Source organism: Aeromicrobium sp. JJY06 (genome assembly GCF_044069275.1).
In the GTDB taxonomy this organism is placed as follows: domain Bacteria; phylum Actinomycetota; class Actinomycetes; order Propionibacteriales; family Nocardioidaceae; genus Aeromicrobium; species Aeromicrobium tamlense.
Genome location: NZ_JBIMRD010000001.1, coordinates 2,055,409 through 2,077,239, shown reverse-complemented (window position 1 = coordinate 2,077,239; position 21,831 = coordinate 2,055,409). Strand labels below are relative to the sequence as shown.

General features: G+C 71.2%; 24 protein-coding genes and 1 pseudogene. 15 read left to right on the top strand and 10 right to left on the bottom strand.

Translation table 11 applies throughout. The features are described from left to right. The gene (locus ACGWYL_RS10160; RefSeq protein WP_395487107.1) at positions 1 to 2,277 is read right to left on the bottom strand and encodes a catalase; all 2,277 of its coding nucleotides are present in this window, start codon (positions 2,275 to 2,277) and stop codon (positions 1 to 3) included. A 118-nt stretch (positions 2,278 to 2,395) separates the two neighbouring features. On the opposite strand from ACGWYL_RS10160, the gene ACGWYL_RS10155 reads away from it, so the two are divergent. Genes ACGWYL_RS10155 through ACGWYL_RS10140 form a run of 4 tightly spaced genes read left to right on the top strand, consistent with a single transcriptional unit; the run spans position 2,396 to position 5,035 of the window. Continuing rightward, positions 2,396 to 2,581: a hypothetical protein gene (locus ACGWYL_RS10155; protein WP_179425728.1), complete on the top strand. Its 186-nt coding sequence runs from the start codon at positions 2,396 to 2,398 to the stop codon at positions 2,579 to 2,581. A gap of 6 nt (positions 2,582 to 2,587) precedes the next feature. Next, a complete protein-coding gene (locus tag ACGWYL_RS10150; RefSeq protein WP_179425729.1) occupies positions 2,588 to 3,670 on the top strand; it encodes a YbdK family carboxylate-amine ligase in 1,083 nt (360 codons plus the stop codon). A gap of 37 nt (positions 3,671 to 3,707) precedes the next feature. Further along, positions 3,708 to 4,790: a glutamate--cysteine ligase gene (locus tag ACGWYL_RS10145; RefSeq protein ID WP_395487106.1), complete on the top strand. Its 1,083-nt coding sequence runs from the start codon at positions 3,708 to 3,710 to the stop codon at positions 4,788 to 4,790. Beyond that, positions 4,787 to 5,035, top strand: a complete 249-nt coding sequence (locus tag ACGWYL_RS10140) for a VOC family protein (RefSeq protein ID WP_179425733.1) — start codon at positions 4,787 to 4,789, stop codon at positions 5,033 to 5,035. The genes ACGWYL_RS10145 and ACGWYL_RS10140 overlap by 4 nt, the downstream gene beginning before the upstream one ends. A 13-nt stretch (positions 5,036 to 5,048) precedes the next feature. On the opposite strand, the gene ACGWYL_RS10135 is transcribed toward ACGWYL_RS10140, so the two are convergent. From ACGWYL_RS10135 to ACGWYL_RS10110, 6 genes are all read right to left on the bottom strand, one after another. Then, the gene (locus tag ACGWYL_RS10135; RefSeq protein WP_395487105.1) at positions 5,049 to 6,227 is read right to left on the bottom strand and encodes an alcohol dehydrogenase catalytic domain-containing protein; all 1,179 of its coding nucleotides are present in this window, start codon (positions 6,225 to 6,227) and stop codon (positions 5,049 to 5,051) included. A 75-nt stretch (positions 6,228 to 6,302) separates the two neighbouring features. Continuing rightward, positions 6,303 to 6,752, bottom strand: coding sequence for a DUF421 domain-containing protein (locus tag ACGWYL_RS10130; protein WP_179425737.1), 450 nt, complete (start codon positions 6,750 to 6,752; stop codon positions 6,303 to 6,305). Next, positions 6,749 to 7,279, bottom strand: a complete 531-nt coding sequence (locus ACGWYL_RS10125; protein ID WP_395487104.1) for a hypothetical protein — start codon at positions 7,277 to 7,279, stop codon at positions 6,749 to 6,751. The genes ACGWYL_RS10130 and ACGWYL_RS10125 overlap by 4 nt, the downstream gene beginning before the upstream one ends. A gap of 66 nt (positions 7,280 to 7,345) precedes the next feature. Next, positions 7,346 to 7,870 (bottom strand): DUF488 family protein, encoded by a 525-nt coding sequence (locus tag ACGWYL_RS10120; protein ID WP_395487103.1) that lies wholly within the window; start codon positions 7,868 to 7,870, stop codon positions 7,346 to 7,348. Further along, positions 7,867 to 8,358, bottom strand: a complete 492-nt coding sequence (locus ACGWYL_RS10115) for a DUF2231 domain-containing protein (protein WP_395487102.1) — start codon at positions 8,356 to 8,358, stop codon at positions 7,867 to 7,869. Before ACGWYL_RS10115 ends, ACGWYL_RS10120 begins: the two co-directional genes overlap by 4 nt. A 148-nt stretch (positions 8,359 to 8,506) precedes the next feature. Continuing rightward, positions 8,507 to 8,914, bottom strand: a complete 408-nt coding sequence (locus ACGWYL_RS10110; protein ID WP_395487101.1) for a VOC family protein — start codon at positions 8,912 to 8,914, stop codon at positions 8,507 to 8,509. A gap of 267 nt (positions 8,915 to 9,181) precedes the next feature. Between ACGWYL_RS10110 and ACGWYL_RS10105 the strand changes: the two genes are divergently transcribed. Next, positions 9,182 to 9,472, top strand: coding sequence for a DUF6881 domain-containing protein (locus ACGWYL_RS10105; protein WP_395487100.1), 291 nt, complete (start codon positions 9,182 to 9,184; stop codon positions 9,470 to 9,472). A 152-nt stretch (positions 9,473 to 9,624) separates the two neighbouring features. Then, entirely contained in the window at positions 9,625 to 10,164 is a 540-nt protein-coding gene (locus ACGWYL_RS10100; protein WP_395487099.1) for a hypothetical protein, read from the top strand. A 72-nt stretch (positions 10,165 to 10,236) separates the two neighbouring features. Here ACGWYL_RS10100 and ACGWYL_RS10095 read toward each other — a convergent pair whose 3' ends face one another. The 3 genes from ACGWYL_RS10095 to ACGWYL_RS10085 form a co-directional block, all read right to left on the bottom strand. Further along, on the bottom strand, positions 10,237 to 10,407 hold the full coding sequence (locus ACGWYL_RS10095; RefSeq protein ID WP_395487098.1) for a hypothetical protein: 171 nt from the start codon (positions 10,405 to 10,407) through the stop codon (positions 10,237 to 10,239). Between the two features lie 157 nt (positions 10,408 to 10,564). Next, entirely contained in the window at positions 10,565 to 11,311 is a 747-nt protein-coding gene (locus ACGWYL_RS10090; protein WP_395487097.1) for a MerR family transcriptional regulator, read from the bottom strand. After that, positions 11,304 to 12,524 (bottom strand): MFS transporter, encoded by a 1,221-nt coding sequence (locus tag ACGWYL_RS10085; protein ID WP_395487096.1) that lies wholly within the window; start codon positions 12,522 to 12,524, stop codon positions 11,304 to 11,306. Before ACGWYL_RS10085 ends, ACGWYL_RS10090 begins: the two co-directional genes overlap by 8 nt. 104 nt (positions 12,525 to 12,628) lie before the next feature. Between ACGWYL_RS10085 and ACGWYL_RS10080 the strand changes: the two are divergent. From ACGWYL_RS10080 to ACGWYL_RS10040, 9 genes and pseudogenes are all read left to right on the top strand, one after another. Continuing rightward, positions 12,629 to 13,309: pseudogene (locus ACGWYL_RS10080) on the top strand (DUF222 domain-containing protein); the annotation flags it as partial. Positions 13,310 to 13,343: 34 nt separating this feature from the next. After that, complete coding sequence (locus tag ACGWYL_RS10075; RefSeq protein WP_395487247.1) at positions 13,344 to 13,787, top strand: HNH endonuclease; 444 nt, start codon at positions 13,344 to 13,346, stop codon at positions 13,785 to 13,787. A gap of 85 nt (positions 13,788 to 13,872) precedes the next feature. Then, entirely contained in the window at positions 13,873 to 13,965 is a 93-nt protein-coding gene (locus tag ACGWYL_RS10070) for a potassium-transporting ATPase subunit F (protein WP_179425759.1), read from the top strand. Next, positions 13,962 to 15,620 (top strand): potassium-transporting ATPase subunit KdpA, encoded by a 1,659-nt coding sequence (kdpA, locus tag ACGWYL_RS10065; RefSeq protein WP_395487095.1) that lies wholly within the window; start codon positions 13,962 to 13,964, stop codon positions 15,618 to 15,620. Before ACGWYL_RS10070 ends, kdpA begins: the two co-directional genes overlap by 4 nt. Continuing rightward, positions 15,617 to 17,626 (top strand): potassium-transporting ATPase subunit KdpB, encoded by a 2,010-nt coding sequence (kdpB, locus tag ACGWYL_RS10060; protein WP_395487094.1) that lies wholly within the window; start codon positions 15,617 to 15,619, stop codon positions 17,624 to 17,626. Before kdpA ends, kdpB begins: the two co-directional genes overlap by 4 nt. 5 nt (positions 17,627 to 17,631) lie before the next feature. Beyond that, positions 17,632 to 18,243, top strand: coding sequence for a potassium-transporting ATPase subunit KdpC (kdpC, locus tag ACGWYL_RS10055; RefSeq protein ID WP_395487093.1), 612 nt, complete (start codon positions 17,632 to 17,634; stop codon positions 18,241 to 18,243). 4 nt (positions 18,244 to 18,247) lie between these two features. After that, on the top strand, positions 18,248 to 20,752 hold the full coding sequence (locus ACGWYL_RS10050) for an ATP-binding protein (protein WP_395487092.1): 2,505 nt from the start codon (positions 18,248 to 18,250) through the stop codon (positions 20,750 to 20,752). Continuing rightward, positions 20,749 to 21,441 (top strand): response regulator, encoded by a 693-nt coding sequence (locus ACGWYL_RS10045; RefSeq protein ID WP_179425767.1) that lies wholly within the window; start codon positions 20,749 to 20,751, stop codon positions 21,439 to 21,441. The genes ACGWYL_RS10050 and ACGWYL_RS10045 overlap by 4 nt, the downstream gene beginning before the upstream one ends. A gap of 60 nt (positions 21,442 to 21,501) precedes the next feature. Further along, entirely contained in the window at positions 21,502 to 21,831 is a 330-nt protein-coding gene (locus tag ACGWYL_RS10040) for a PadR family transcriptional regulator (protein WP_179425769.1), read from the top strand.

Here is a 21,831-nt window from a genome sequence, read left to right as displayed (position 1 = left end):
TCACGACACGGCCACGGGGAACCGGTCCCACACGCGGTGCGAGGCCATCAGCTCCTGGACCTGTCCGAACACCGTGGTGGCGTCGTCACCCGTCACGACGCCCGTCAGCCGACCCGAGTAGCCCGCCGACTCCAGCGCCGTCACACCGTCGCCCCACGCACCGATCACCTTCGCGTGGCGCCACGTCTCGTCGATCAGCAGCTGCACGCGCGGGTCGAGCGCAGGGCCGCTGGGCGCACCGGACTTGTCGTCGCGCGACGCCAGCGCGTCGGGCGCGGGCTTCGGATGGCCGGCCAGCAGGAGGACGTCGAACTCGACCGAGCGACCGGTCGCGAACGTCCGCTGCACCGTGAGCGGACCGACCGTGCCGCCGTGCGGGCCCACCACGAGCGGGACGGCGCCGGCGGAGAAGATCGCCGCACGCAGCGCCTCGACGCCCGCCAGGTCGCCGTCGGGGTCGACGACGATGCCGATCATGCGGCCGTCCGCGGGCCACGTGCCGCCGACCTGCGACAGCGCGGGGCTCGGCGTCTCCTGCGTGAGCTCGACCGTGGGCGCCGGGGCGGGCAGGCCGAGGGCCGTGGCCACCTCCTGGCACAGCACGGGATCGATGTCCGCCAGGTGCTGGAGCTGGCGCTCCTTGATCGCGTCCTCGTAGCACTTGCCCAGCTCGAACGAGTAGGCGCGGATGATGTGCTCCTTCTCGACGGGGCTCATGCTGGCCCAGAACAGCCGCACCTGGCTGAAGTGGTCGTCGAACGAGGCCGGGTTCGCGCGCACCTTCGTCGCCTCGGCGACGCGCACCGGCGTGTCCTCGAAGGCGCGGTCGTCGGCGCCGGCGAAGAACGGGCAGCCGCCGTCGAGCGAGTTCGGCTTGTACGGCGCGACCCCGGCGTGCACGGCGTGCTGGTGGAAGCCGTCGCGGAGCATGTCGTTGACGGGCGCGTGCGGCCGGTTGATCGGGATCTGCGAGAAGTTCGGCCCACCGAGACGCGTGATCTGCGTGTCGATGTACGAGAACAGCCGCGCCTGCAGCAGCGGGTCGTTGGTGACGTCGATGCCCGGCGGCAGGTGGCCCGGGTGGAACGCCACCTGCTCGGTCTCGGCGAAGAAGTTCGTCGGGTTGCCGTTCAGCGTCAGGCGGCCGATCGGCTGCACGGGCGCGAGCTCCTCGGGGACGATCTTCGTCGGGTCGAGCAGGTCGATGCCGGCGAACTCCTCCTCGGGGTTGTCCTCGAAGACCTGGATGCCCAGCTCCCACTCGGGGAACGCGCCCGCCTCGATCGCGTCGTAGAGGTCGCGGCGGTGGAAGTCCGGGTCGATGCCGTTGATGAACTGCGCCTCCTCCCACGTCAGGGAGTGCACGCCGAGCTTCGGCTTCCAGTGGAACTTCACCAGTGACGTGCCGCCCTCGGCGTTGACGAGGCGGAACGTGTGGACGCCGAAGCCCTCCATCATCCGGTAGGAGCGCGGGATGCCGCGGTCGGACATGTTCCAGATCGTGTGGTGCTGGGCCTCGGAGTGCAGCGAGACGAAGTCCCAGAACGTGTCGTGCGCGCTCTGCGCCTGCGGGATCTCGCGGTCCGGGTGCGGCTTGCCGGCGTGGATGACGTCGGGGAACTTGATGCCGTCCTGGATGAAGAACACCGGGATGTTGTTCGCGACGAGGTCGAACGTGCCCTCCTCGGTGTAGAACTTCGTGGCGAAGCCGCGGGTGTCCCGCACCGTGTCGGCCGAGCCGCGCGAGCCCAGCACCGTGGAGAAGCGCGTGAACACGGGCGTCGTGACGCCCTCCTGGAGGAACTGCGCGTGCGTCACCTCCGACGCCGTGCCGTAGCCCTCGAAGACGCCGTGGGCGCCGGCGCCGCGGGCGTGGACGACGCGCTCGGGAATCCGCTCGTGGTCGAAGTGGGTGATCTTCTCGCGGAAGTGGTGGTCCTGCATGAGGATCGGCCCGCGCGGGCCGGCCTTCAGCGAGTGGTCGCTGTCGCGCAGGCGCGCGCCCTGCGAGGTGGTCAGATACGCGCCGTGCTGAGTGCGCACGTCGTCGGGGGCGCCGGACGGCGCGCCGGTCGCCGACCGGGTGTCGGGTGCGCTCTGGTCCTTCTTGCGCGGCAGCGGCTCGCGCGGGGTGGTCGGCTCGTCCAGCGGGGCCGGCTCGGGTCCGGGCTGGCCCGGGATGTCCGGGCTCGCGAGCTCCGCCGCCTTGTCGAGCGCCTTCTCCGCCGTGCTCTCGACGGCGTCCTTGATGTTCTTCGCGGCCTTGCTCGGGTCCATCGTGGTCTCCTCGTGGAATCGGCGGTCGTCCTTTCCGGACGTACCCCTCCGCATGGGGGTCAATCGCGGGCGCGTCATCTCGTCGCGAACGGGTACTGGAGACCCACAAGGAGGCACGATGACCACAGATCCGCAGGACCCCCAGGAGCGCCCCGACGAAGCCGAGCAGGAGGGCACCGTCAGCGAGTCGGCGGCCAACCCGACGCCGCCGGACACCGATGTCACCACGTCCGAGGACGTGCACGACATGCCGCAGTCGCCCACCCGGCCCGACGTGGCCGAGGACGACCGCCAGCCCGACTGAGTCCCCGTGCGCCACATCGGGATCGAGGAGGAGCTGTTCGTCGTCGACGCGCGCGGACGGCTCGTGCCGCGGGCCGAGGAGGTGCTCGCGGCACACCTCGAGCGCGATCCCGAGCACCCGCTCGACCACGAGCTGTTCCTGCAGCAGGTCGAGCTGAAGACGGGTGCCCACGACGACCCCGACGCCCTGCGCGAGGATCTCGTGGCGCGCCGCGGTGACGCGATCGACTCGGCCCGCTCGCTGGGCCTGGAGCTGGCGGCCGTCCCCGTGGACGTGCTCGGTGGCGAGGACCCGGTGGTGACGCCGTACCCGCGCTACACCCGCATCGTCGAGCGGTACGGCGAGCTGGCCCGCACCACGATGGTCTGCGGCATGCACGTCCACGTCGAGGTCGATCCGGACGACGCGATCCCCGTGATCGACGCGCTGCGCCCGTGGACGCCGCTGCTCGCCGCGCTCGCCTCGAACTCGCCCTTCACGAACGGCCGGGACACGCGCGTGGCCAGCTGGCGCGGCCACCTGCGCGACACGTGGCCGTCGGCCGGGGTCGTCGAGCCGTTCCGCGACCGGGAGGCCTACCGCCTGCTCGTCGAGCACGCGATCGCGTCGGGTGCGGCGATCGACGAGCACATGGTCTACCTCGACGCGCGCATCGCGACCCGCTACCCCACGGTCGAGGTCCGCGTGGCCGACGTGTGCACCGACGTGGACGACGCGCTCCTCGTGGCCGAGCTGGCCCGCGCCCTGGTGGCCACGATCGTCACGGAGCGGACCGACCCGGGCGAATGGCGGATCGACGTCCTGCGCGACGCGGCCTGGCGCGCTCGCCGCGACGCGCTCGACGCCACGCTGCTCGACCCGCTGTCCGGGATGTTCGTCCCGGCCGCGCAGGCGCTCGACTCCCTGCTGAGGACCGTGGCGGTCGCGCTGAAGGACGCCGGCACGGCCGACCGGGTCGAGTCCGGCGTGCACCGGCTGCTCACGTACGGCACCGGCGCGGTGCGCCAGCGCGCGGTGGCGGGCGACCCGCCCGACCTCACGGCCGTCATGACCGACCTCGTCCGCCGCACCGACCCGCGCCCGGCCTGACGGTTTCGTCCCGCGCGTCCCGGGGTACGTGACCGCCGTGCATCGCGTGGGCATCGAGGAGGAGCTGTTCGTCGTCGACGACCGGGGACGTGTCGTCCCCGAGTCCGAGGCCGTGCTGAGGGCCCATCGCCGCATGGACCCCGGCGAGGAGCTCGACCACGAGCTCTTCCTCCAGCAGATCGAGCTGCAGACCTCGCCCCACTCCGACCACGCCGACCTGCGCGACGACCTGCTGACGCAGCGGTCCGGCGCGGTCGCTGCCGCCCGGGCCGTCGGGCTGAACGCCGTGGCGATGCCGGTGGACGTGCTGGGCGGCAGCGAGCCGCGACCGACGCCCCACTCGCGCTACGAGCGCATGATCGCCCGCTACGGCGAGATCGGCCGCAACGGCATGACCTGCGGCATGCACGTGCACGTCGAAGTGCCGGACGAGCAGGCGATCGGCGTCATCGACGCGCTGCGTCCCTGGACCCCGGTGCTGACCGCGCTCTCGGCGAACGCGCCGTTCTTCCACGGCCGCGACACCCACCACGCCAGCTGGCGCGGGCACCTGTGGGACATGTGGCCCACGGCCGGTCCGGTCGAGCCGTTCCGCGACCTCGAGACCTATCAGGCGACCGCCCAGGGGCTGATCGAGTCGGGCGCTGCGCTCGACGAGCACATGCTCTACCTCGACGCGCGCATCGCCGAGAAGTACCCGACCGTCGAGGTGCGGGTGGCGGACGTGTGCACCGACGTCGACGACGCGCTCCTCGTGGCCGAGGTCGCCCGCGCGCTGGTGACGACCCTCGTCGCTCGGCCCGAGTCGGGTGAGTGGCGGCTCGAGACCCTACGCGCGGCGCGGTGGCGCGCCCGCCACGATGGACTCGGCGGCACGCTGCTCGACCCCGTCACCCGCAGCTTCGTCCCGGCCGAGCAGGCGCTGGAGTCGCTGCTGTCGTCGACCCGCGACGCGCTCGACGCCGCCGGCACGACCGACGTCGTGACCGACGGAATCCATCGCGTCCTGACCCGCGGCAACGGCGCCGCCCGGCAGCGCGCGGCCGCCGGCGACCCGCCCGACCTGGGGGCCGTGGTGTCCGACCTTATCGCCCGCACCGACCCGAAGGAGACGTCATGACGAGCGTGTTCCGCCAGTGGACGATCGACGCGCACGACATTGAGCGGCTCGCCCGCTTCTGGTCCGGGGCGCTCGACTACCGGATCGAGTCCGACGGCAGCGACGGGCCGACGTGCCACCTGCTCCCCCGCGAGGACGCCCCGGCCGGCGCTCCCACGGTCTGGGTCCAGCACGCCGGCGACCCCTTCGTGGTCCTGCGTGACCCGGAGGGCAACGAGTTCTGCATCCTGCGCGATCCTCACTGACCCCGGTGACCGATCAGGGCTTGAACAGCACCTTGATCGTGGAGTCGGTCTTGTCCTGGAAGTTCTTGTAGGCCGCGGGCGCCTCGTCGAGCGGCACCCGGTGCGTGGCGAAGTCGGCCAGGCCCAGCGGATCGGACGAGTCCTCCGCGAGCGGCTTGACCTGATTCACCCACCGGCGCACGTTCGCCTGACCCATGTGCAGCTGCACCTGCTTGTCGAACAGGGTCTGCATGGGGATCGGGTCGACCGTGCCGGCGTACACGCCGCTGAGCGAGATGATGCCGCCGCGACGCACCGCGTCGATCGCGAGGTGCAGGGCGCCCAGGCGGTCCACGGCCACCGTGGTCATCGCCTTGCGGGCGAGGAAGTCCGGCAGGAAGCCGACCGCGGTCTGGCCGGCGTGCGCCACGGGCGAGCCGTGCGCCTCCATGCCGACGGCGTCGATCACGCCGTCCGCGCCGCGCCCACCAGTGGCCTCGCGGACGACCTCGGCGACGTCGACCTTCGTGACGTCGTACGTCTCGGCGCCGCGCGCGGCGGTGCGGGCGAGCCGCTCGGGCACGAGGTCGGCGCCGATCACCCGGGCGCCGCGATGCAGGGCCAGTCGCGCCGCCATGTCGCCGATCGGCCCGAGGCCGATGACGAGCAGTGTGTCGCCCTCGCCGACGGCCGAGTACTCGAGCGCCTGGAAGGCGGTGGGCAGCACGTCGGACAGGTACACGAAGTGCTCGTCGTCGAGGTCGGACTCGATCTTGATGGGCCCGTAGTCGGCGTGCGGCACGCGCAGCAGCTCGGCCTGGCCGCCGGGCACCGCACCGTAGAGGCTCGAGTAGCCGAACAGCGAGGCGCCCATGCCGGTGTCGCGGTTCTGGGTGACCTCGCACTGCGTCTGCAGGTCGCGGCTGCACATCCAGCATGAGCCGCAGGCGATCTGGAACGGCACGACGACGCGGTCGCCGATGTCGAGGTTGGTGACGCCCTGGCCCACCGCGACGACGCGGCCCATCGGCTCGTGGCCGAGGATGTCGCCGGGCGTCATGAACGGCCCGAGCACCTCGTACAGGTGCAGGTCCGAGCCGCACAGGCCCGTGGTCGTCACCTCGATGATCGCGTCGGTGTCCTCCTGGATCGTCGGATCGGGCATCGTCTCGACGCGCACGTCGCGCTTGCCCTGCCAGGTCACGGCCTTCATGTCCCCACCTCTGTCCTCGAAGTCACGGTCTCTCGGGGAGTACCCGACGACGGCAGGACTACACGGGAAGTCGCGTCAGGACTTCGACTCGCGGCTGAAGAACGAGAACGAGCCGTCCTGCTCCAGGACCGCCCAGGCGATGTCGTCCAGATCGGTGATGCCCTCCTGCCGGGCCGCGACCATGAGATCGTCGTGGGTCACCCGCTCGGCGCGCATCGACTCGGTGACCAGCTCGCCGTCGCGCACCAGCAGCGTCGGAACGCCCTCGAAGAACGCGCGCCGGCTCGGCATCCGGTACGACAGCCACGACATCGCGATGGTCAGCAGGCCGAAGGTGGCCACGGCGGTGACGGCGCCGGTGACCGAGGTGTCCTCGGCGATCACAGCCTCGGCGATGAGGTCGCCCATCACGACGAGGATGACGAGGTCGAACGGGGCCATCTCGCTCAGCTCGCGCTTGCCGACGATCCGGACGACCACCCAGACGAGGAAGAAGACGGCGGTGGCGCTCAGGACGATGCTCATGGCAGCACCACCGTTCGGACCGAGGCGACCTCTGCGGGCGGCTCGCCCCCCGTACCGACCTTGACCGCGTACCTCACGGGGCCGAGAGTCGACCGAGTCGGCATGCGGCCGTGCAGGTAGACCGTGAGCTCGCCGGCTGGCGGTCGGGCGAACGTCAGACGCACGGCCGTCTTGTCGCCGGTCTCGGCGGCGGGGCGCGGTGTCACGACCTCCAGACCGAGCGTCTCGAGAACGTCGCGCGGCAGCTGGACGGTCACCGGGCCGGTGACGTCCTCGATCGAGATCTCCAGCGCGGCGTCGGCGCCCGACCGCGTGAGCAACGGGTAGGTGACCGTCACGTCGGAGCCGTCGGGCGTCGCTCCTCGTGCCGTGGCGTCGCGGGGTCCGAGCCAGCCCAGGCACGCGAGCACGATGACCACCAGGAACAGCACGATGCCGAGGCGGCGCCAGTTGCGCGAGCGCCGCGCCTGGGCGGGTCCCGCCACACCTCGGAGGACGGGGATGTGGGCGTCGTCGTCAGAGCTCATGGGCACCTCCAGTGGCCGGTCGCCCGTCACCCTAGACCGCACCGGGTCTTCGTGCCCGCGGAGCGATCAGGGCGTCGGGTAGACGAGCTGGCCGTCGACGACGCGAGCGCCCTCGCTCGGCTCGTGCGCCGAGAGGCGACCGTCGGGCATGACGTGCTCGACCGGCAGCCCGTGCAGGAGCACCGCGGCATCCGAGACGAGGCGGCGGTGGCAGCGCCACCACACGAACTCCGAGCACATCACGGCGACGGTCGCGTCCTGGGCGCGATCGACGACCTCGCCGAGGGCTGCTGCGAACTCCGGTGTGCGGGTGTACGCGGCGTAGGCCCGGAACGCCTCGACCCGCCACCAGGCGTCGGTGTCGCCGGCGTCCTCGGGCACCCGGCGGCGCCCGCCGAGGCGCTCCTCCCAGACGTACTCGACCTTCTCGTCGGGGAGCCACGCCTCGAGGGCGTCGCGGGACACGTCGGGGTTGCGGCGGCTCCCGGGGAACCGCCGGATGTCCACGAGCACCTCGATCCCGGCCTCGTGCAGGCGTCGGGTCAGGTCGGACCGGTCGGACGTGCCGTGCCCGATCGTCAGCAGGCTCACTCGAATGCGGGGTGCTCGCTGGCGACCTCACGCACCTCGTTGAGGTGGGCGCCGAGGTATCCGGCCGCAGCGGCGACGATGGCTGCGCCGAGGGCGAGGTTTCGTCCCCGGCCGTGCTCCCCTCGACGGCGCGCCTGCCACGAGGCGGCGTACCCGACGACGGCAGCCGCGTTGCCGACGGCGTGCACCACGCCGACCCGTCGCTCGGGACGGCGCGGGATGCTGCCCCATTCGGCCCAGCCGGTGATCGCGGTCGGCGCCGCCGACAGGACCCCGAGGCCGACCAGACGTCGCGCGGCCGGACGCGAGTCCTTGCCGCCGACCAGGTCGAGCACGCTGGCCGAGGTCCAGAGCCCCAGCGGCAGGTCGGTGAGCAGCGGGTGGATCGCGTGCCCCAGCCAGTCGCCCTGCAGCAGCCGGCGGCGCTCCTCCGAGCCGATGAGGGCCCCGGCCACCGGGCTCAGGGCCCGGACGGCGGGGTCCAGCACGCGGGCGCCCTCGAGTCGCTGCGTGATGCGGACGAGAAGGGGTGTCGAAGAACGAGGATCTCGATCGGTCGTTCGATGCATGCCAGGCCTCCTTGCGTTCCCCTCAGGTCTACCCCGGGTCGCCGACCAGTGCGACCTCGACGCTCACTCAGCCGACGAAGATGCAGAACGGGTGCCCCTCGGGGTCCGCGAACACGTAGAGCGGCTCCTCGGGGTCGTCGGTGCGATCGAGGATGACCGTCGCCCCGAGCGACTCCGCTCGCTGGCGCTGCCGTCCGAGCGCCTCCGCGTCGGGCACGTTCGTGTCGAGGTGGATCTGCATCGGCACCTCGGGATCAGGCCACGTGGTCCGCTTCAGCTCGTCGGCATGCTGGAACGCCAGCCCGTGCCCGCCCTCGCGCCCCCGCAGCACCAGCCACTCGACGTCCTCCTCGCCCTCCCGCGGCTCGTCGCCGGCGCGGTACTCCAGGCCGAACAGCTCGCGATAGAACTCGGCCGTCCGCCGCACGTCCGTCGCGTCGATGACCGTCTGCAGGATCCGGGGATGCTCGCTCATGCTCCGAGGTACCCACAGTGCGCCCCCCTCAGGCAAGTCCTCGCGTCGTCTACACGCCCAGCCGATGACGTCCCGCGGCGTCGAAGTTGCGGCACCCAAGCCCAGATATGGGTCTGACTGACACATCGTCTACGCGTCTTTCCGTCGCGAAAGTCCTGAGGCGTCACTCCTGGAGCCAAATCTCACGAGTCTCGTAGCGCTCCCGTTCTGACCCTGCCGGCGCAAACCCCGCGTCGAGTGGCGAAGCACGAGGGCAAGATGGACGGCATGAGATACCTGCAAGTCCATTGGAACCACGGATTTAGCGGGGACCCGGTCATCCTCTACAGCGAGATCGATGCGGACGGGTATGAGATCCGAAAGGTTGACGAGTACGCCAACGGGCGACTCGATCTCGCCGATTATGGAATCGAGACCGGAAACACGTCCCTCGGAACGGCGCCGACTCCAACGCTAGAAGAGATCAACCGCGACGCCCAGTTCCGGGCGACGCCTCTGGATCCAGAGGAGTTCGAGCGCATCTGGGACCGAGCGAAGGCGTGTTTCGAACTGTCGTGAGGTCTCATCAGTGTTCGATCACCGCGCACTTCCGGGCGTCATTCCGCCGCCAGTCGCCCGCACTGATCTGCCGTGAGCGCGGATCCGTCCTATCTTCGGTGCAGTTCGGAATCGCATCGTCACGACCCTTCGAGGTCTCATAGGGTTGGCACGTGGAGGAGCCGAAACTACGGGAGGTGCTTACTGTCGCCCGTGCCTTCGAGTCTCTGGGCTGGCTCCTTCCGTCCGACTGGGTCGACATCTGCGTTGCGCTACTCATCCTTGGTGTCGAGGACGATGATGTGATCGCGCTAGCCTGCATGGACGCAGCGGTCACAGGGTGGGAAGTCGACCAGCCGGTTGCAAATCTGTATGAGCGCTACGGCATCAGTTCGCCCGCCCCAAAGGACTCTGTCGACGTGGCGGCGCAAGCTCTGGCGATGGACTTGCGAGCCCGCTCCGTCGCCGTGACGGGGCCGATGATACGAATGTTGGCGAAAGTCGCGGGACCGCACTACGAGTCCGATCTTGCGAACCAGGCCCTCGGCGCCGAGGAGTACCTGGACTGCACCTGTGTCGCGTCGGTCGACCCATCGTTCGAGGCTGAACTGGAGAACCTACCGCCTCTCGACGTGCCTGATGATCTCATCCGTCTGACGACCCGCCGACTACGTAGCACGCTTCCCGCATCGCAGCCGCCCCACTCGCACTAAGCGCCCGACCAGTACGCGAACCGCGCACAATTGAGGGCTGCGTCTATCCGCCGCGAAGGGACCGCCGGCCCGTCAGATGAGTAGTACTGAAACAACAAGACCAAATGCGAGCGCCAGCGCGACCGTTCGGAGTTCTCGGGTCGCTGCTGATGCCGCCGCGTAGCGAGCGTCGAGCCACCGAACGAGCCTCACGAATGCCCATAGGACAACGACCAGCAGGCCGAGACGCACGACGTGGTCCATGCGGGCAGTGTGGCAGGGAACGCGAGCCTGCGGAGCAGAACTCGGCTCGCCGGCCACAGCTACTCCGCATGTCGGCAGCGGGGCTACGCAGCCGCGAAGACTCAGCGCCGATGCCGCCGCGACCGTGCGCTCAGTTGACCTGAGGCCGCACCGCGAGTCAGTCGATCAACTGCTGCGCGAGGCGCTCGCCGATCTCGTTGAGCGCCCGGACCTGGGTCGGGTTGAGGTGGGTGGCGCCGTGCTCGTCGACGAGGGTCTCGGCGGTGCCGAGGTCGAGGGGCGTGTCGAGATCGAGGCCGGCGACGACGTCGGCCAGCGCCTCGACGGACTCGGCCACCAGCTTCTCCACGTCGGCCGCAGGCGTCGAGTCGGAAAGCGCGTCAAACTGCTCGTAGATCGCGCCGAACGACTCCATCAGCGAGGGCTCGGCGAACCGCTCGTACATCTCCTGGATGAGCCGCGACGCCTCCTCTCCCCCGAGGTGCGCGAGCAGGAGCAGCTGCTCGCGCTCGAGCCTCGCCAGTCGCGGGGACAGGCCGATCGCGGAGACGAGGGCCGCGTGGGCGGCCAGCTCGGGCGGCAGGTCCGGCGCGGCACCGCCCGCGCGCAGCGCCGCGACCACCGCGCGCTGCGCGGTGAGGCGATCGATCTGCGCCGCCAGCTCGGCGTCGAGGGACTCCAATCGCGCGTCGTGGTCGGCGTCGTCCTCGAGCGGGAGGTCCTGCAGCGAGAACCCGAGGTCCGCGAGCCGCTTGATCCGCAGCACCCGCACGAGGTGGCCGACGTCGTACTCGCGGTACCCGTTGAGCGACCGCGACGGCTCCTCGAGGATCCCGATCTGGTGGTAGTGCCGCAGCGTCCGCACCGTGACGCCCGCCAGCTCGGCGAGCTCCCCACTACGCATCGATGGACTCCGGTTCGCTCGGCTCGAGGTCGCGCAGCACGGAACCCGCGACCGCGACGACCGACGTCACGACCCACAGTGCCACGAAGCCGGCCGCCGCAGCCGTCAGGCTCACGTGCTCGATCGTGACCGCGGCGAGCAGGATCGCGGCCGGCGCCGCCGCGGTGACGAGCGCGTTCTGCGTCCCCATCACCCGGCCGAGCGCCCGCTCCGGCACCGCGCTGATCGTCAGCAGCCCCAGCAGCGCACCGGACAACCCACTGCCGAGCCCGAGCACGAACCCCGCGCCGAACAGCAGCCACGTCGGCGGCAGAAGCCCGATCACCACGAACCCGACCGACGACACGAGCAGCCCCGTCACGAGCCACGTCCGCCGCGCCAGGCGATCGGCGAGGGCGACGTACAGCCCACTCCCCACCAGCAGGCCCGCCGCGATCGACGTCAGCACGAAGCCCAGCAGGCCCGGCGTGTCGATCAGCGTGAAGTGCACCGGCAGGATCAGCGCCTGGAACGCCGACAGCACCATCACCGACAGCAGCGACAGCCCCGTCACCATCGCCACCAGACGGGTCCGCGTGAGGAGCCGCCAGCCCTCCACGAACTCCCGCCACGCCCCGAGCGGCGCGGTCGCCGGCACGTCGTCGGTCCGCCCGACGCTCCGCGGGATGCCGAGCGTCAGCAGCGCCGCCAGGAACGACGTGCCCGCCGTGATCCACAGGACCGTCGAGCCCTCGAAGAGCGTCATCAACAGACCCGCGACCGCCGGGCCGATCAGCAGCGAGATGGCACCGAGCGACTCGCGCAGTCCGATGAGCCGTTCGGTCGAGAGGCTCGAGCTCCTCGCGATCCCCGGCAGCAGCGCCTCGCGCGCCGTCATCCCCGGCACGTCACCGAGCGACCCGATCACCCCGAACAGGACGAACCAGCCGACCTCGAGCCCCACCAGCCCGTCCACGATCGGCAGCGCCGCGATCGACGCCGCCGACACGAGGTCCGTCACGACCGACGACGTCACGCGGTTGATCCGGTCGATCACCACGCCCATGAACAGGCCGGCGAGCACCGCCGGCACCGCGGTCGCCGCCGCCACCCAGCCCGCCGACATGGCGCTGCCGGTGGCCTGCAGCACGATCAACGGCAGGGCGATCGCCGCGATCGAGTTGCCCAGGACCGAGACGAAATAGGAGCCGAGATAGAGCACTGATGTCCGCATGGGACCAGTCCAAACCCTGACGTCGCGTCAGGGTCAAGTCGACCGATCCACACCTCTGCAACGGGCCCGAGGTCTTGTCGGTGGTGCTCACTACGTTGGGCTTCATGGAGTTGAGCCGAGCGGTGGTCACGGGTGACGCGGTGCGTCGCGCGCGTGCGATCGCGGAGTTCGAGGAGTGGGAGTTCGTCGTCTCCCACCATGCGATGCGGGTGGCCGAGATCGACCGCGTCGATGACATCCCGCTGTCGAAGGATCTGGCCCGGCGTGAGGTCACACTCGACCTGGCGCGAGCGCTGCGGACCACCGAGCACCAGGTGTGGGGCATGGTCCACGAGGCCGACACGCTGCAGACGCGGGCGCCGGGGGTGTGGGAGTCGTTCCGGTCCGGTGACATCGACGCCGACCGCACGTCCGCGATCGCCTCGACGGCCGAGCGGCTCCAGACGCGTGAGGCGTGGGCGGCGCTGGAGCACTCGGCTCCGGAGTACGCGGCCACCCACACGCTGGCCGAGCTGCGGTCGTGGCTGCGTCGGCTGCGGGCACGGCTCGAGCCCGAGGAGACGCAGGCCGAGGCCGACCGTGCGGTCGAGCAGCGTCGCGTCTCGATCACCCACAACGACGACGGCACCTCGTGGTTCAACGCGCTGCTGCCCACCGGACTGGCGATCGCGATCGGCGAACGCCTGCGCAAGGCCGCCCGCGCGATTCCGTCGGTCGATCCCGTCACGGGTGAGCGTGACCGCCGCACCCGCGACCAGAAGCAGGCCGACCTCGTCGCCGACTGGCTCACCTCCAACACCGGCACCGTCGGCGACCTCCGTGCCGAGATCGCCCATCAGCATCAGCGCCACCGACCTGCTCGGCTACACCAACGGCCCCGGCCTGACGCTCGACGGCGAGCCCGTCGGCGCCGCATGGGTCCGCGAGCTCGCCGCCAGCGAGCACGCCGTGCTCCGACGGCTGGTCCTCGACCCGATCGGGCACGTGCTCGACACCCAAATCTTGAAGTACCGACCACCCGAATCACTCCGCCAAGCGCTGCACTGGAGAGACGGCACCTGCCGCGTCGCCGGCTGCCGAGCACCCGTCCACGAGACCGACCTCGACCACGCCAAGGCCTACGACTCCGGCGGCCAGACCTCCGGCAACAATCTCCGGTGCCTCTGCCGCAAGCACCACAACATGAAGTCCCACGGTCACCTCCACGACCGCCACCTCGACGCGCCCCTGCAGCACGTGGAGCGGTACCGCACGACCCCGTAGGCCGGGCCGACAAGCCTGCGTCAAGCCGCGTCAAGAACGCGTCAAGACCGGCGGGTTCCGGCCTGCGCGGGTCTTGGCTGGCGGCATGAGCATCGAAAGCGTCCTCGTGACGGCCGTGGTGGTCGTCCTGGCGATCTACCTGCTGGTCGCCCTCGTCCTGCCGGAGCGGTTCCAGTGACCGACACCCTCGCAGGCCTCATCTCCATCGCCCTCCTGCTGTCGCTGCTGGCCGTCGCCTACGTGCCGGTCGGCGACCACATGGCGCGCGTCTTCACCAGCACCCGGCACCTGCGCGTCGAGCGCGCGATCTACCGCCTCACCGGCGTCGGCCCAGACGCCGAGCAGAGCCCACGGTCGTACGCCACGAGCGTCGTCGGCTTCACCCTCGTCAGCGTTGCTCTGCTGATGGGCATCCTGCTCGCACAGGCGCACCTGCCGCTCAGCCGCGACCTCGACGGCATGCCGTGGTGGATGTCGTTCAACACCGCGATCTCGTTCGTCACCAACACGAACTGGCAGTCCTACGCGGGCGAGTCCACCCTCGGCTTCACCGCCCAGATGGCCGGCTTGGCCGTGCAGAACTTCCTGTCGGCGGCCGTCGGCATCGCGGTGGCCGTGGCGCTGATCCGCGGCTTCGCCCGCTCCCGGTCGGGGTCGCTCGGCAACTTCTGGGTCGACCTCACCCGCGCCACCGTGCGCATCCTGCTCCCGCTCGCCTTCGTCGGAGCCGTCACCCTCATGGCCGGCGGCGTCATCCAGACGTTCAGCGACACCACGGCGACCACCCTCACCGGCGCCTCGCAGGTGATCCCCGGCGGACCCGTCGCCAGCCAGGAGGCCATCAAGCTGCTGGGCAACAACGGCGGCGGCTTCTTCAACGCGAACTCCGCCCACCCCTTCGAGAACCCCACGGCGTACACGAACCTGCTCGAGGTCTTCCTGATCCTCGTCCTGCCCGTCTGCCTGACGCGCACCCTCGGCACGATGGTCGGCAACCGGCGTCAGGGCCTCGCGGTGCTCGGCGCGATGACCGTGCTCGCCGGTACCGCACTCGCCGCCGCCACGTGGGCCGAGTCCGGCGCGCACGCCCCGTCCGCGCAGGCCGCGGGCGCGGCGATGGAGGGCAAGGAGACGCGGTTCGGCGAGTGGGCCTCGTCGCTGTTCGCGGTGGCCACCACCGGCACCTCGACCGGCGCCGTCAACGCCTCGCACGACTCGATGACCCCGGTCGGCGGCGGCGCCACGCTCGTCAACATGATGCTGGGCGAGGTCGCGCCAGGAGGCGTCGGCGCCGGGATCTACGGCATCCTCGTGATGGCCATCCTCGCCGTGTTCGTCTGCGGGCTCATGGTGGGCCGCACGCCCGAGCTGCTCGGCAAGAAGATCCGCGCCCGCGAGATGACCTGGGTCGCCCTCTACGCCCTCACCACGCCGACCCTCGTGCTGCTGGGCACCGGCGCCGCGATCGCCCGCGACTCCACCGCCGACGCCATGGGCAACCCGGGCGGCCACGGCTTCAGTGAGGTGCTCTACGCCTACACGTCGGCTGCGAACAACAACGGCAGCGCGTTCGGCGGGATCACCGTGACCTCGGACTTCTTCCAGATCACCCTGGGACTGGCGATGCTGCTCGGCCGGCTGATCCCGATCGTGCTCGTCCTGATGCTCGCCGGCTCGCTGGCCCAGCAGGCGAAGGTCCCGGTGACCGCCGGGACGCTGCCCACCCACCGCCCCCTCTTCGTCGGGATGCTCGTCGGCGTGATCGTCATCATGACGGCGCTCACGTACGTCCCGGCCCTCGCCCTCGGACCCATCGCGGAGGCCCTCGCATGAGCACCACCATCAACACCAGCACGCTCGGCCGCCAAGCACTCGACCAGCTGCCGGCGGCGCTGCGCAAGCTCGACCCGCGCCACCTGTGGCGCTCCCCCGTCATGTTCATCGTCTGGCTCGGCTCGCTGGCCGCCACCGTGGCCGCGATCGCCGACCCCGGCACCTTCACGATCTCGATCGCGGCGTGGCTGTGGCTGACGGTGATCTTCGGCAACCTTGCCGAGGCCGTCGCCGAGGGCCGCGGCAAGGCGCAGGCCGCCTCGCTGCGCGCCACCCGCACGGACACGATGGCCCGACGCCTGACTGCCAACGGTGAGGAGCGCGTGCCCGGCACCGAGCTCGCCGTCGGCGACCGCGTCGTGGTCGAGGCGGGCGAGGTCATCCCCGGCGACGGCGACGTCGTCGAGGGCATCGCCTCGGTGGACGAGTCGGCCATCACCGGCGAGTCGGCGCCTGTCATCCGCGAGGCCGGGGGCGACCGCAGCGCCGTCACCGGCGGCACGCGCGTGCTCTCGGACCGCATCGTCGTGCGCATCACCGCGGCGGCCGGCCAGACCTTCCTCGACCGGATGATCGGCCTCGTCGAGGGAACCTCGCGGCGCAAGACGCCGAACGAGATCGCCCTGTCGATCCTGCTCACGAGCCTGACGTTCGTGTTCCTGATCGCGGTCGCGACGCTCGCGCCGATGGCCGACTACGCCGGGGCGCCGCAGGATCCCGTCGTGCTGGTGGCCCTGCTGGTCTGCCTCATCCCCACCACGATCGGCGCGCTGCTGTCGGCGATCGGCATCGCGGGCATGGACCGGCTCGTCCGCGTCAACGTCCTGGCCATGTCCGGCCGCGCCGTCGAGGCCGCCGGCGACGTCAGCACCCTGCTGCTCGACAAGACCGGCACGATCACGCTGGGCAACCGCCGGGCGACGCTCCTCATCCCCGCCCCGGGGATCGACGAGGAGCGCCTGCGCGAGGCCGCCCGGCTGGCGAGCCTCGCCGACCTCACGCCCGAGGGCCGCTCGATCGTCGAGCTCACGAAGGGCGGCGACGAGGCACCCGCGGGTGCGGAGTTCGTCGAGTTCACCGCCCAGACGCGCATGTCGGGCGTGGACCTGCCGGACGGGAGGTCCATTCGGAAGGGCGCGGGCTCGGCCGTGACGGCGTGGCTCGGGGTTGCCCCGTCCGACATCGTGACGGACACGATCGACTCGATCGCCCGCCTCGGCGGGACGCCCCTCGTGATCGCCGAGACCGACCCCGACGGCAAGGGCACGGTGCTGGGCGTCGTCCAGCTGACCGACGTGGTCAAGCCCGGCATGACCGAGCGCTTCGACGAGCTGCGCGCGATGGGCATCCGCACCGTCATGGTCACCGGCGACAACACGCTCACCGCGCGAGCGATCGCGAAGGAGGCCGGCGTCGACGACTTCCTCGCCGAGGCCACCCCCGAGGACAAGCTCGCCTTCATCCGCAAGGAGCAGGAGGGTGGTCGGCTCGTCGCGATGACCGGTGACGGGACGAACGACGCTCCGGCCCTCGCCGCCGCCGATGTCGGCGTCGCGATGAACAGCGGCACCGCCGCCGCGAAGGAGGCCGGCAACATGGTCGACCTCGACTCGGACCCGACGAAGCTCATCGACATCGTCGAGATCGGCAAGCAGCTGCTCATCACGCGGGGCGCGCTGACCACGTTCTCGATCGCCAACGACGTGGCCAAGTACTTCGCGATCATCCCCGCGATGTTCGTGGCGGCCTACCCGTCGCTCGACGCGCTCAACGTCATGAACCTGGCCACGCCTGAATCGGCGATCCTCTCGGCGGTGATCTTCAACGCCCTCGTGATCGTCGCCCTCATCCCGCTGGCGCTGCGGGGCGTGCGGTTCCGCGCGGCCTCGGCCGTCTCGGTGCTGCGCCGCAACGTCCTCGTGTTCGGCCTGGGCGGCGTGCTCGTCCCCTTCGCCGGCATCAAGCTCATCGACCTGCTCGTCTCGAACCTCCCCGGAATCGGCTGATCATCATGCTCCTCACCACCCTCTCCGACCTCGGTCGCCAGTCCCTCGCGGCGCTGCGCCTGCTCGTCGTCCTCACGCTCGTCCTCGGAATCGCGTACCCGGTGGCCACGTGGGGCGTCGGCCAGGCGTTCGGGGAGCGCGCCGCCGGTCAGCCGGTGGAGGTCGACGGCCGCGTCGTCGGCTCCCGTCTGCTGGGCCAGTCCTTCGACGGCCCGCAGTGGTTCCACTCGCGGCCCTCGGCCAACGACCACGACACCCTGGCCTCCGCCCCCAGCAACCTCGGCCCGCTCAACGAGGACCTGATCGCCACGATCGCCGAGCGTCGGGCGGAGGTCGCGCAGCGGGAGTCCGGCCCCGAGTCCGACGTCCCGCCGGACGCCGTCACCGCGTCGGGCTCGGGCCTCGACCCCCACGTCTCGCCCGCCTACGCCGAGCTCCAGGTGGAGCGCGTCGCCCGCGCGAACGGGCTCACCCCGGCGGCGGTGCGGACGCTCGTCGCCGCGCACACGCAGGGTCGGTTCCTCGGCATCCACGGCGAGCCGGGCGTCAACGTCCTCGAGCTCAACGTCGCTCTTGCCGAGGCGGCTGCCGGGAGCGCCGGCGCGGGTGGAGACTGAGCACGTGGGAACGGCGAACGAGCGAGGCACGCTGCGCGTGTACCTCGGCGCCGCACCCGGCGTGGGCAAGACGTTCAAGATGCTCGACGAGGGCAACCGCCGGCTCGCCCGCGGCACCGATGTCGTGGTCGGCTTCGTCGAGACCCACGGCCGGGCCCACACGATCGACGCCGTCGCCGGGCTCGAGGTCGTCCCTCGGGCCCGGCGGCAGTACCGCGGCACCGTGCAGGAGGAGCTCGACCTCGACGCGATCCTCGAGCGCCGGCCCGCGGTCGTGCTGGTCGACGAGCTCGCCCACACGAACGTGCCGGGCAGCCGTCACGAGAAGCGCTGGCAGGACGTGGAGGCCCTGCGCGACGCCGGCATCGACGTCATCACCACCGTCAACATCCAGCACCTCGAGTCCCTGAACGACGTCACCGAGTCGATCACCGGCGTCCGCCAGCGCGAGACCGTGCCCGACGAGGTGGTCCGCGGCGCCGACCAGATCGAGCTCGTCGACATGAGCCCGCAGGCGCTGCGCCGGCGCCTCGCGCACGGCAACGTCTATGCCGCCGAGAAGGTCGACGCCGCGCTGCACCACTACTTCCGCGAGGGCAACCTCACGGCCCTGCGCGAGCTCGCGCTCCTGTGGCTCGCCGACCGGGTCGACGAGGGCATGGACCGGTACCGCGAGGAACATCGGATCACCGGCACGTGGGCCACCCGCGAGCGGATCGTCGCCGCGGTCACGGGCGGCCCGGAGTCCGCCACCCTGATGCGCCGCGCCGCCCGGATCGCGTCGCGGCGGGCGGGTGGCGAGTGGCTGGCGCTCTACGTCACGCGCCACGACGGACTCAGCTCGATCTCACCCGACCGCCTGACCCAGCTGCGCGCGAAGACCGAGGAGCTCGGCGGCACGTTCCACACCGTCGTCGGCGACGATGCGGCGGAGGCCATCCTGGCGTTCGCCCGGGCCGAGAACGCCGACCAGGTGATCATCGGCGCCAGCCGGCGCGGACGGCTCTCCACCCTGCTGCGGCCCGGGATCGGCGAGCGCGTCATCAGCGCATCGGGCGACGTCGACGTCCACATCGTCACGCACGACCACGCGCGGGGTCGCGGCTCCGCGTCGCAGCGCCCGGACCCCGCCCTGAGTCCCCGGCGCCGGGCTGTGGGCTTCGCGTTCGCCGTGCTCGCACCGAGCCTGCTCAGCCTGCTGCTGTGGTGGACCGACTCCCTGCACGGGCTGCCGTCCGAGGCGATGCTGCTCATGACCGTCGTGGTGGCGACCGCGCTGATCGGCGGCCTGTGGCCCGCCGTGCTGTCGGCCGTGCTCAGCGGGGTCCTGCTGAACGTGCTGTTCACGCCGCCGCGCTACACGCTCACGGTCGCCGAGCCCGAGAACGCCGCAGCACTCGTGCTGTTCGTGCTCGTGGGGATCGCGGTGGCGAGCGTCGTCGGCATCGCCGCGCGACGAGCCGTCGAGGCCCGGCGAGCCCGTGCCGAGGCGGACAGCCTCACGGTGCTCGCGCACACGCTGCTGACCTCCGGGCACGACCTCCGCGCGCTGCTGACCTCGGCCGTCGAGCTCTTCGGTGCCGACGGGGCGGCGGTGCTCCGGACCGACGGCCCGGAGATCGTCGCCGCCGTCGGGGACGCGCCGACGAGTCCCGAGAACGCCACCACCAGCACGTCCATCGACGACCGGACGGTCCTCGCCCTGCGCGGTGGCGCCCAGCACGCCGACGAGCGCGGGCTGCTCAACGCGTACGCCGCCTACGCGAAGGTGATGGCCGACCGCTCGCTGGCGCAGGAGGCGGAGGTCGACCGCCACCGTCTGGAAGAGGCGAACCGGACGCGCACGGCGCTGCTCGCGGCGGTCTCGCACGACCTGCGGTCGCCGCTGGCCGCGATCAAGGTCGCGGTCGCCAGCCTGCGCGGCACCTCGGTCACCTTCTCGCCCGAGGACGAGGCCGCCCTGCTGGAGACGATCGAGGAGTCCACCGACCGGCTCACCGCGCTCGTCACGAACCTGCTCGACATGAGTCGCATCCAGGCCGGCGCCGTGACCGCGCACCCGAGCGTGGTGGGACTCGAGGACGCCGTCCTCTCCGCGCTCGCGCCGCTCGAGTCCGGTGAGCGCATCCGCGTGGACGTCGCGCCCGACCTCGACGTCCTCGCGGACCCCGGCCTGCTGGAGCGGGTGCTGGCGAACATCGGCGAGAACGCCGTGAAGTACACGCCCGCGGACACCCCCATCCGGGTCGACGCCGCGGTGGTCGGCGGTCGCGTGACGCTGCGCGTCGCCGACACCGGTCCGGGCATCGGCGACGGCGACCTCGAGCGCATCTTCGCCCCGTTCCAGCGGCTCGGCGACGTCCCGGGACAGGACGGCGTGGGCCTGGGGCTGGCCGTCGCCCGCGGCCTGACCGAGGCCATGGGCGGGACGATCGCCACCGAGCCCACCCCCGGCGGCGGGCTCACGTTCGCCATCGACCTCCCCCGAGCGACCGAGGAGCAGCCATGACGTTCGTGCTGGCCGTCGACGACGACCCCGCGATCCTGCGCACGCTCGGGATCAACCTGCGGGCGCGCGACTACGACGTCGAGACGGCGGGCGACGGGCGCTCCGCGCTGCAGATCGTCGACGAGCGGATGCCCGACGTGGTGCTGCTCGACCTCGGCCTGCCCGACCTCGACGGCATCGCCGTGCTGCGGCGCCTGCGCGAGTTCACCCAGGTTCCGGTCATCGTGGTCTCGGCGCGCACCGAGCCGGACGACAAGGTCGAGGCCCTCGACCTCGGCGCGGACGACTTCATCACCAAGCCGTTCTCGATCGAGGAGCTGATGGCACGCATCCGCGTGATGACGCGGCGCGCCGCGGCCGAGCCCGCCCTCGTCGTCCGCGCCGGCGACCTGACTCTCGACGTGACGGAGTCCCGCGCCACCCGCGACGGCGAGGAGATCCACCTGACGCCGCTCGAGTGGAAGATCGTGGCGGCGCTGGTGCGCCGGCGCGGCCGGCTGGTGCGCCAGGGCGAGCTGCTGCGCGAGGTCTGGGGCCCGGGCTACGAGGGCCAGTCGAACTACCTGCGCGTCCACCTCGCGAGCATCCGTCGCAAGCTCGAGACCGATGCCTCGCGCCCCACGCTGTTCGTCACCGAGCCCGGCATCGGGCACCGGTTCGATCCGCAGGACATGCCAGCAACCCCTTGACCACTACTCAGTGATGCTATCTACTGGTACTCAACAACACTGAGTAGCAGCAGGAGTGACGTGGGCAAGCAGCTGACCGAGATGCTCAAGGGCACGCTCGAGGGGATCGTCCTGGCGATCCTGTCGGACCGTCCGGCGTACGGCTACGAGATCACCTCGTGGCTGCGCGACCGAGGGTTCGCCGAGATCGCGGAGGGCACGGTCTACGCCCTGCTCATCCGCATCGAGAAGCGAGGGCTCGTCGACGTGTCCAAGGTGCCGTCCGAGAAGGGCCCGCCGCGCAAGGTCTACTCGCTCAACGACGAGGGCCGGCAGTACCTCGACGAGTTCTGGGAGACGTGGAGCTTCCTGACCGAACGACTCGCCCAGCTCCACGAAGGAGAGAACTGA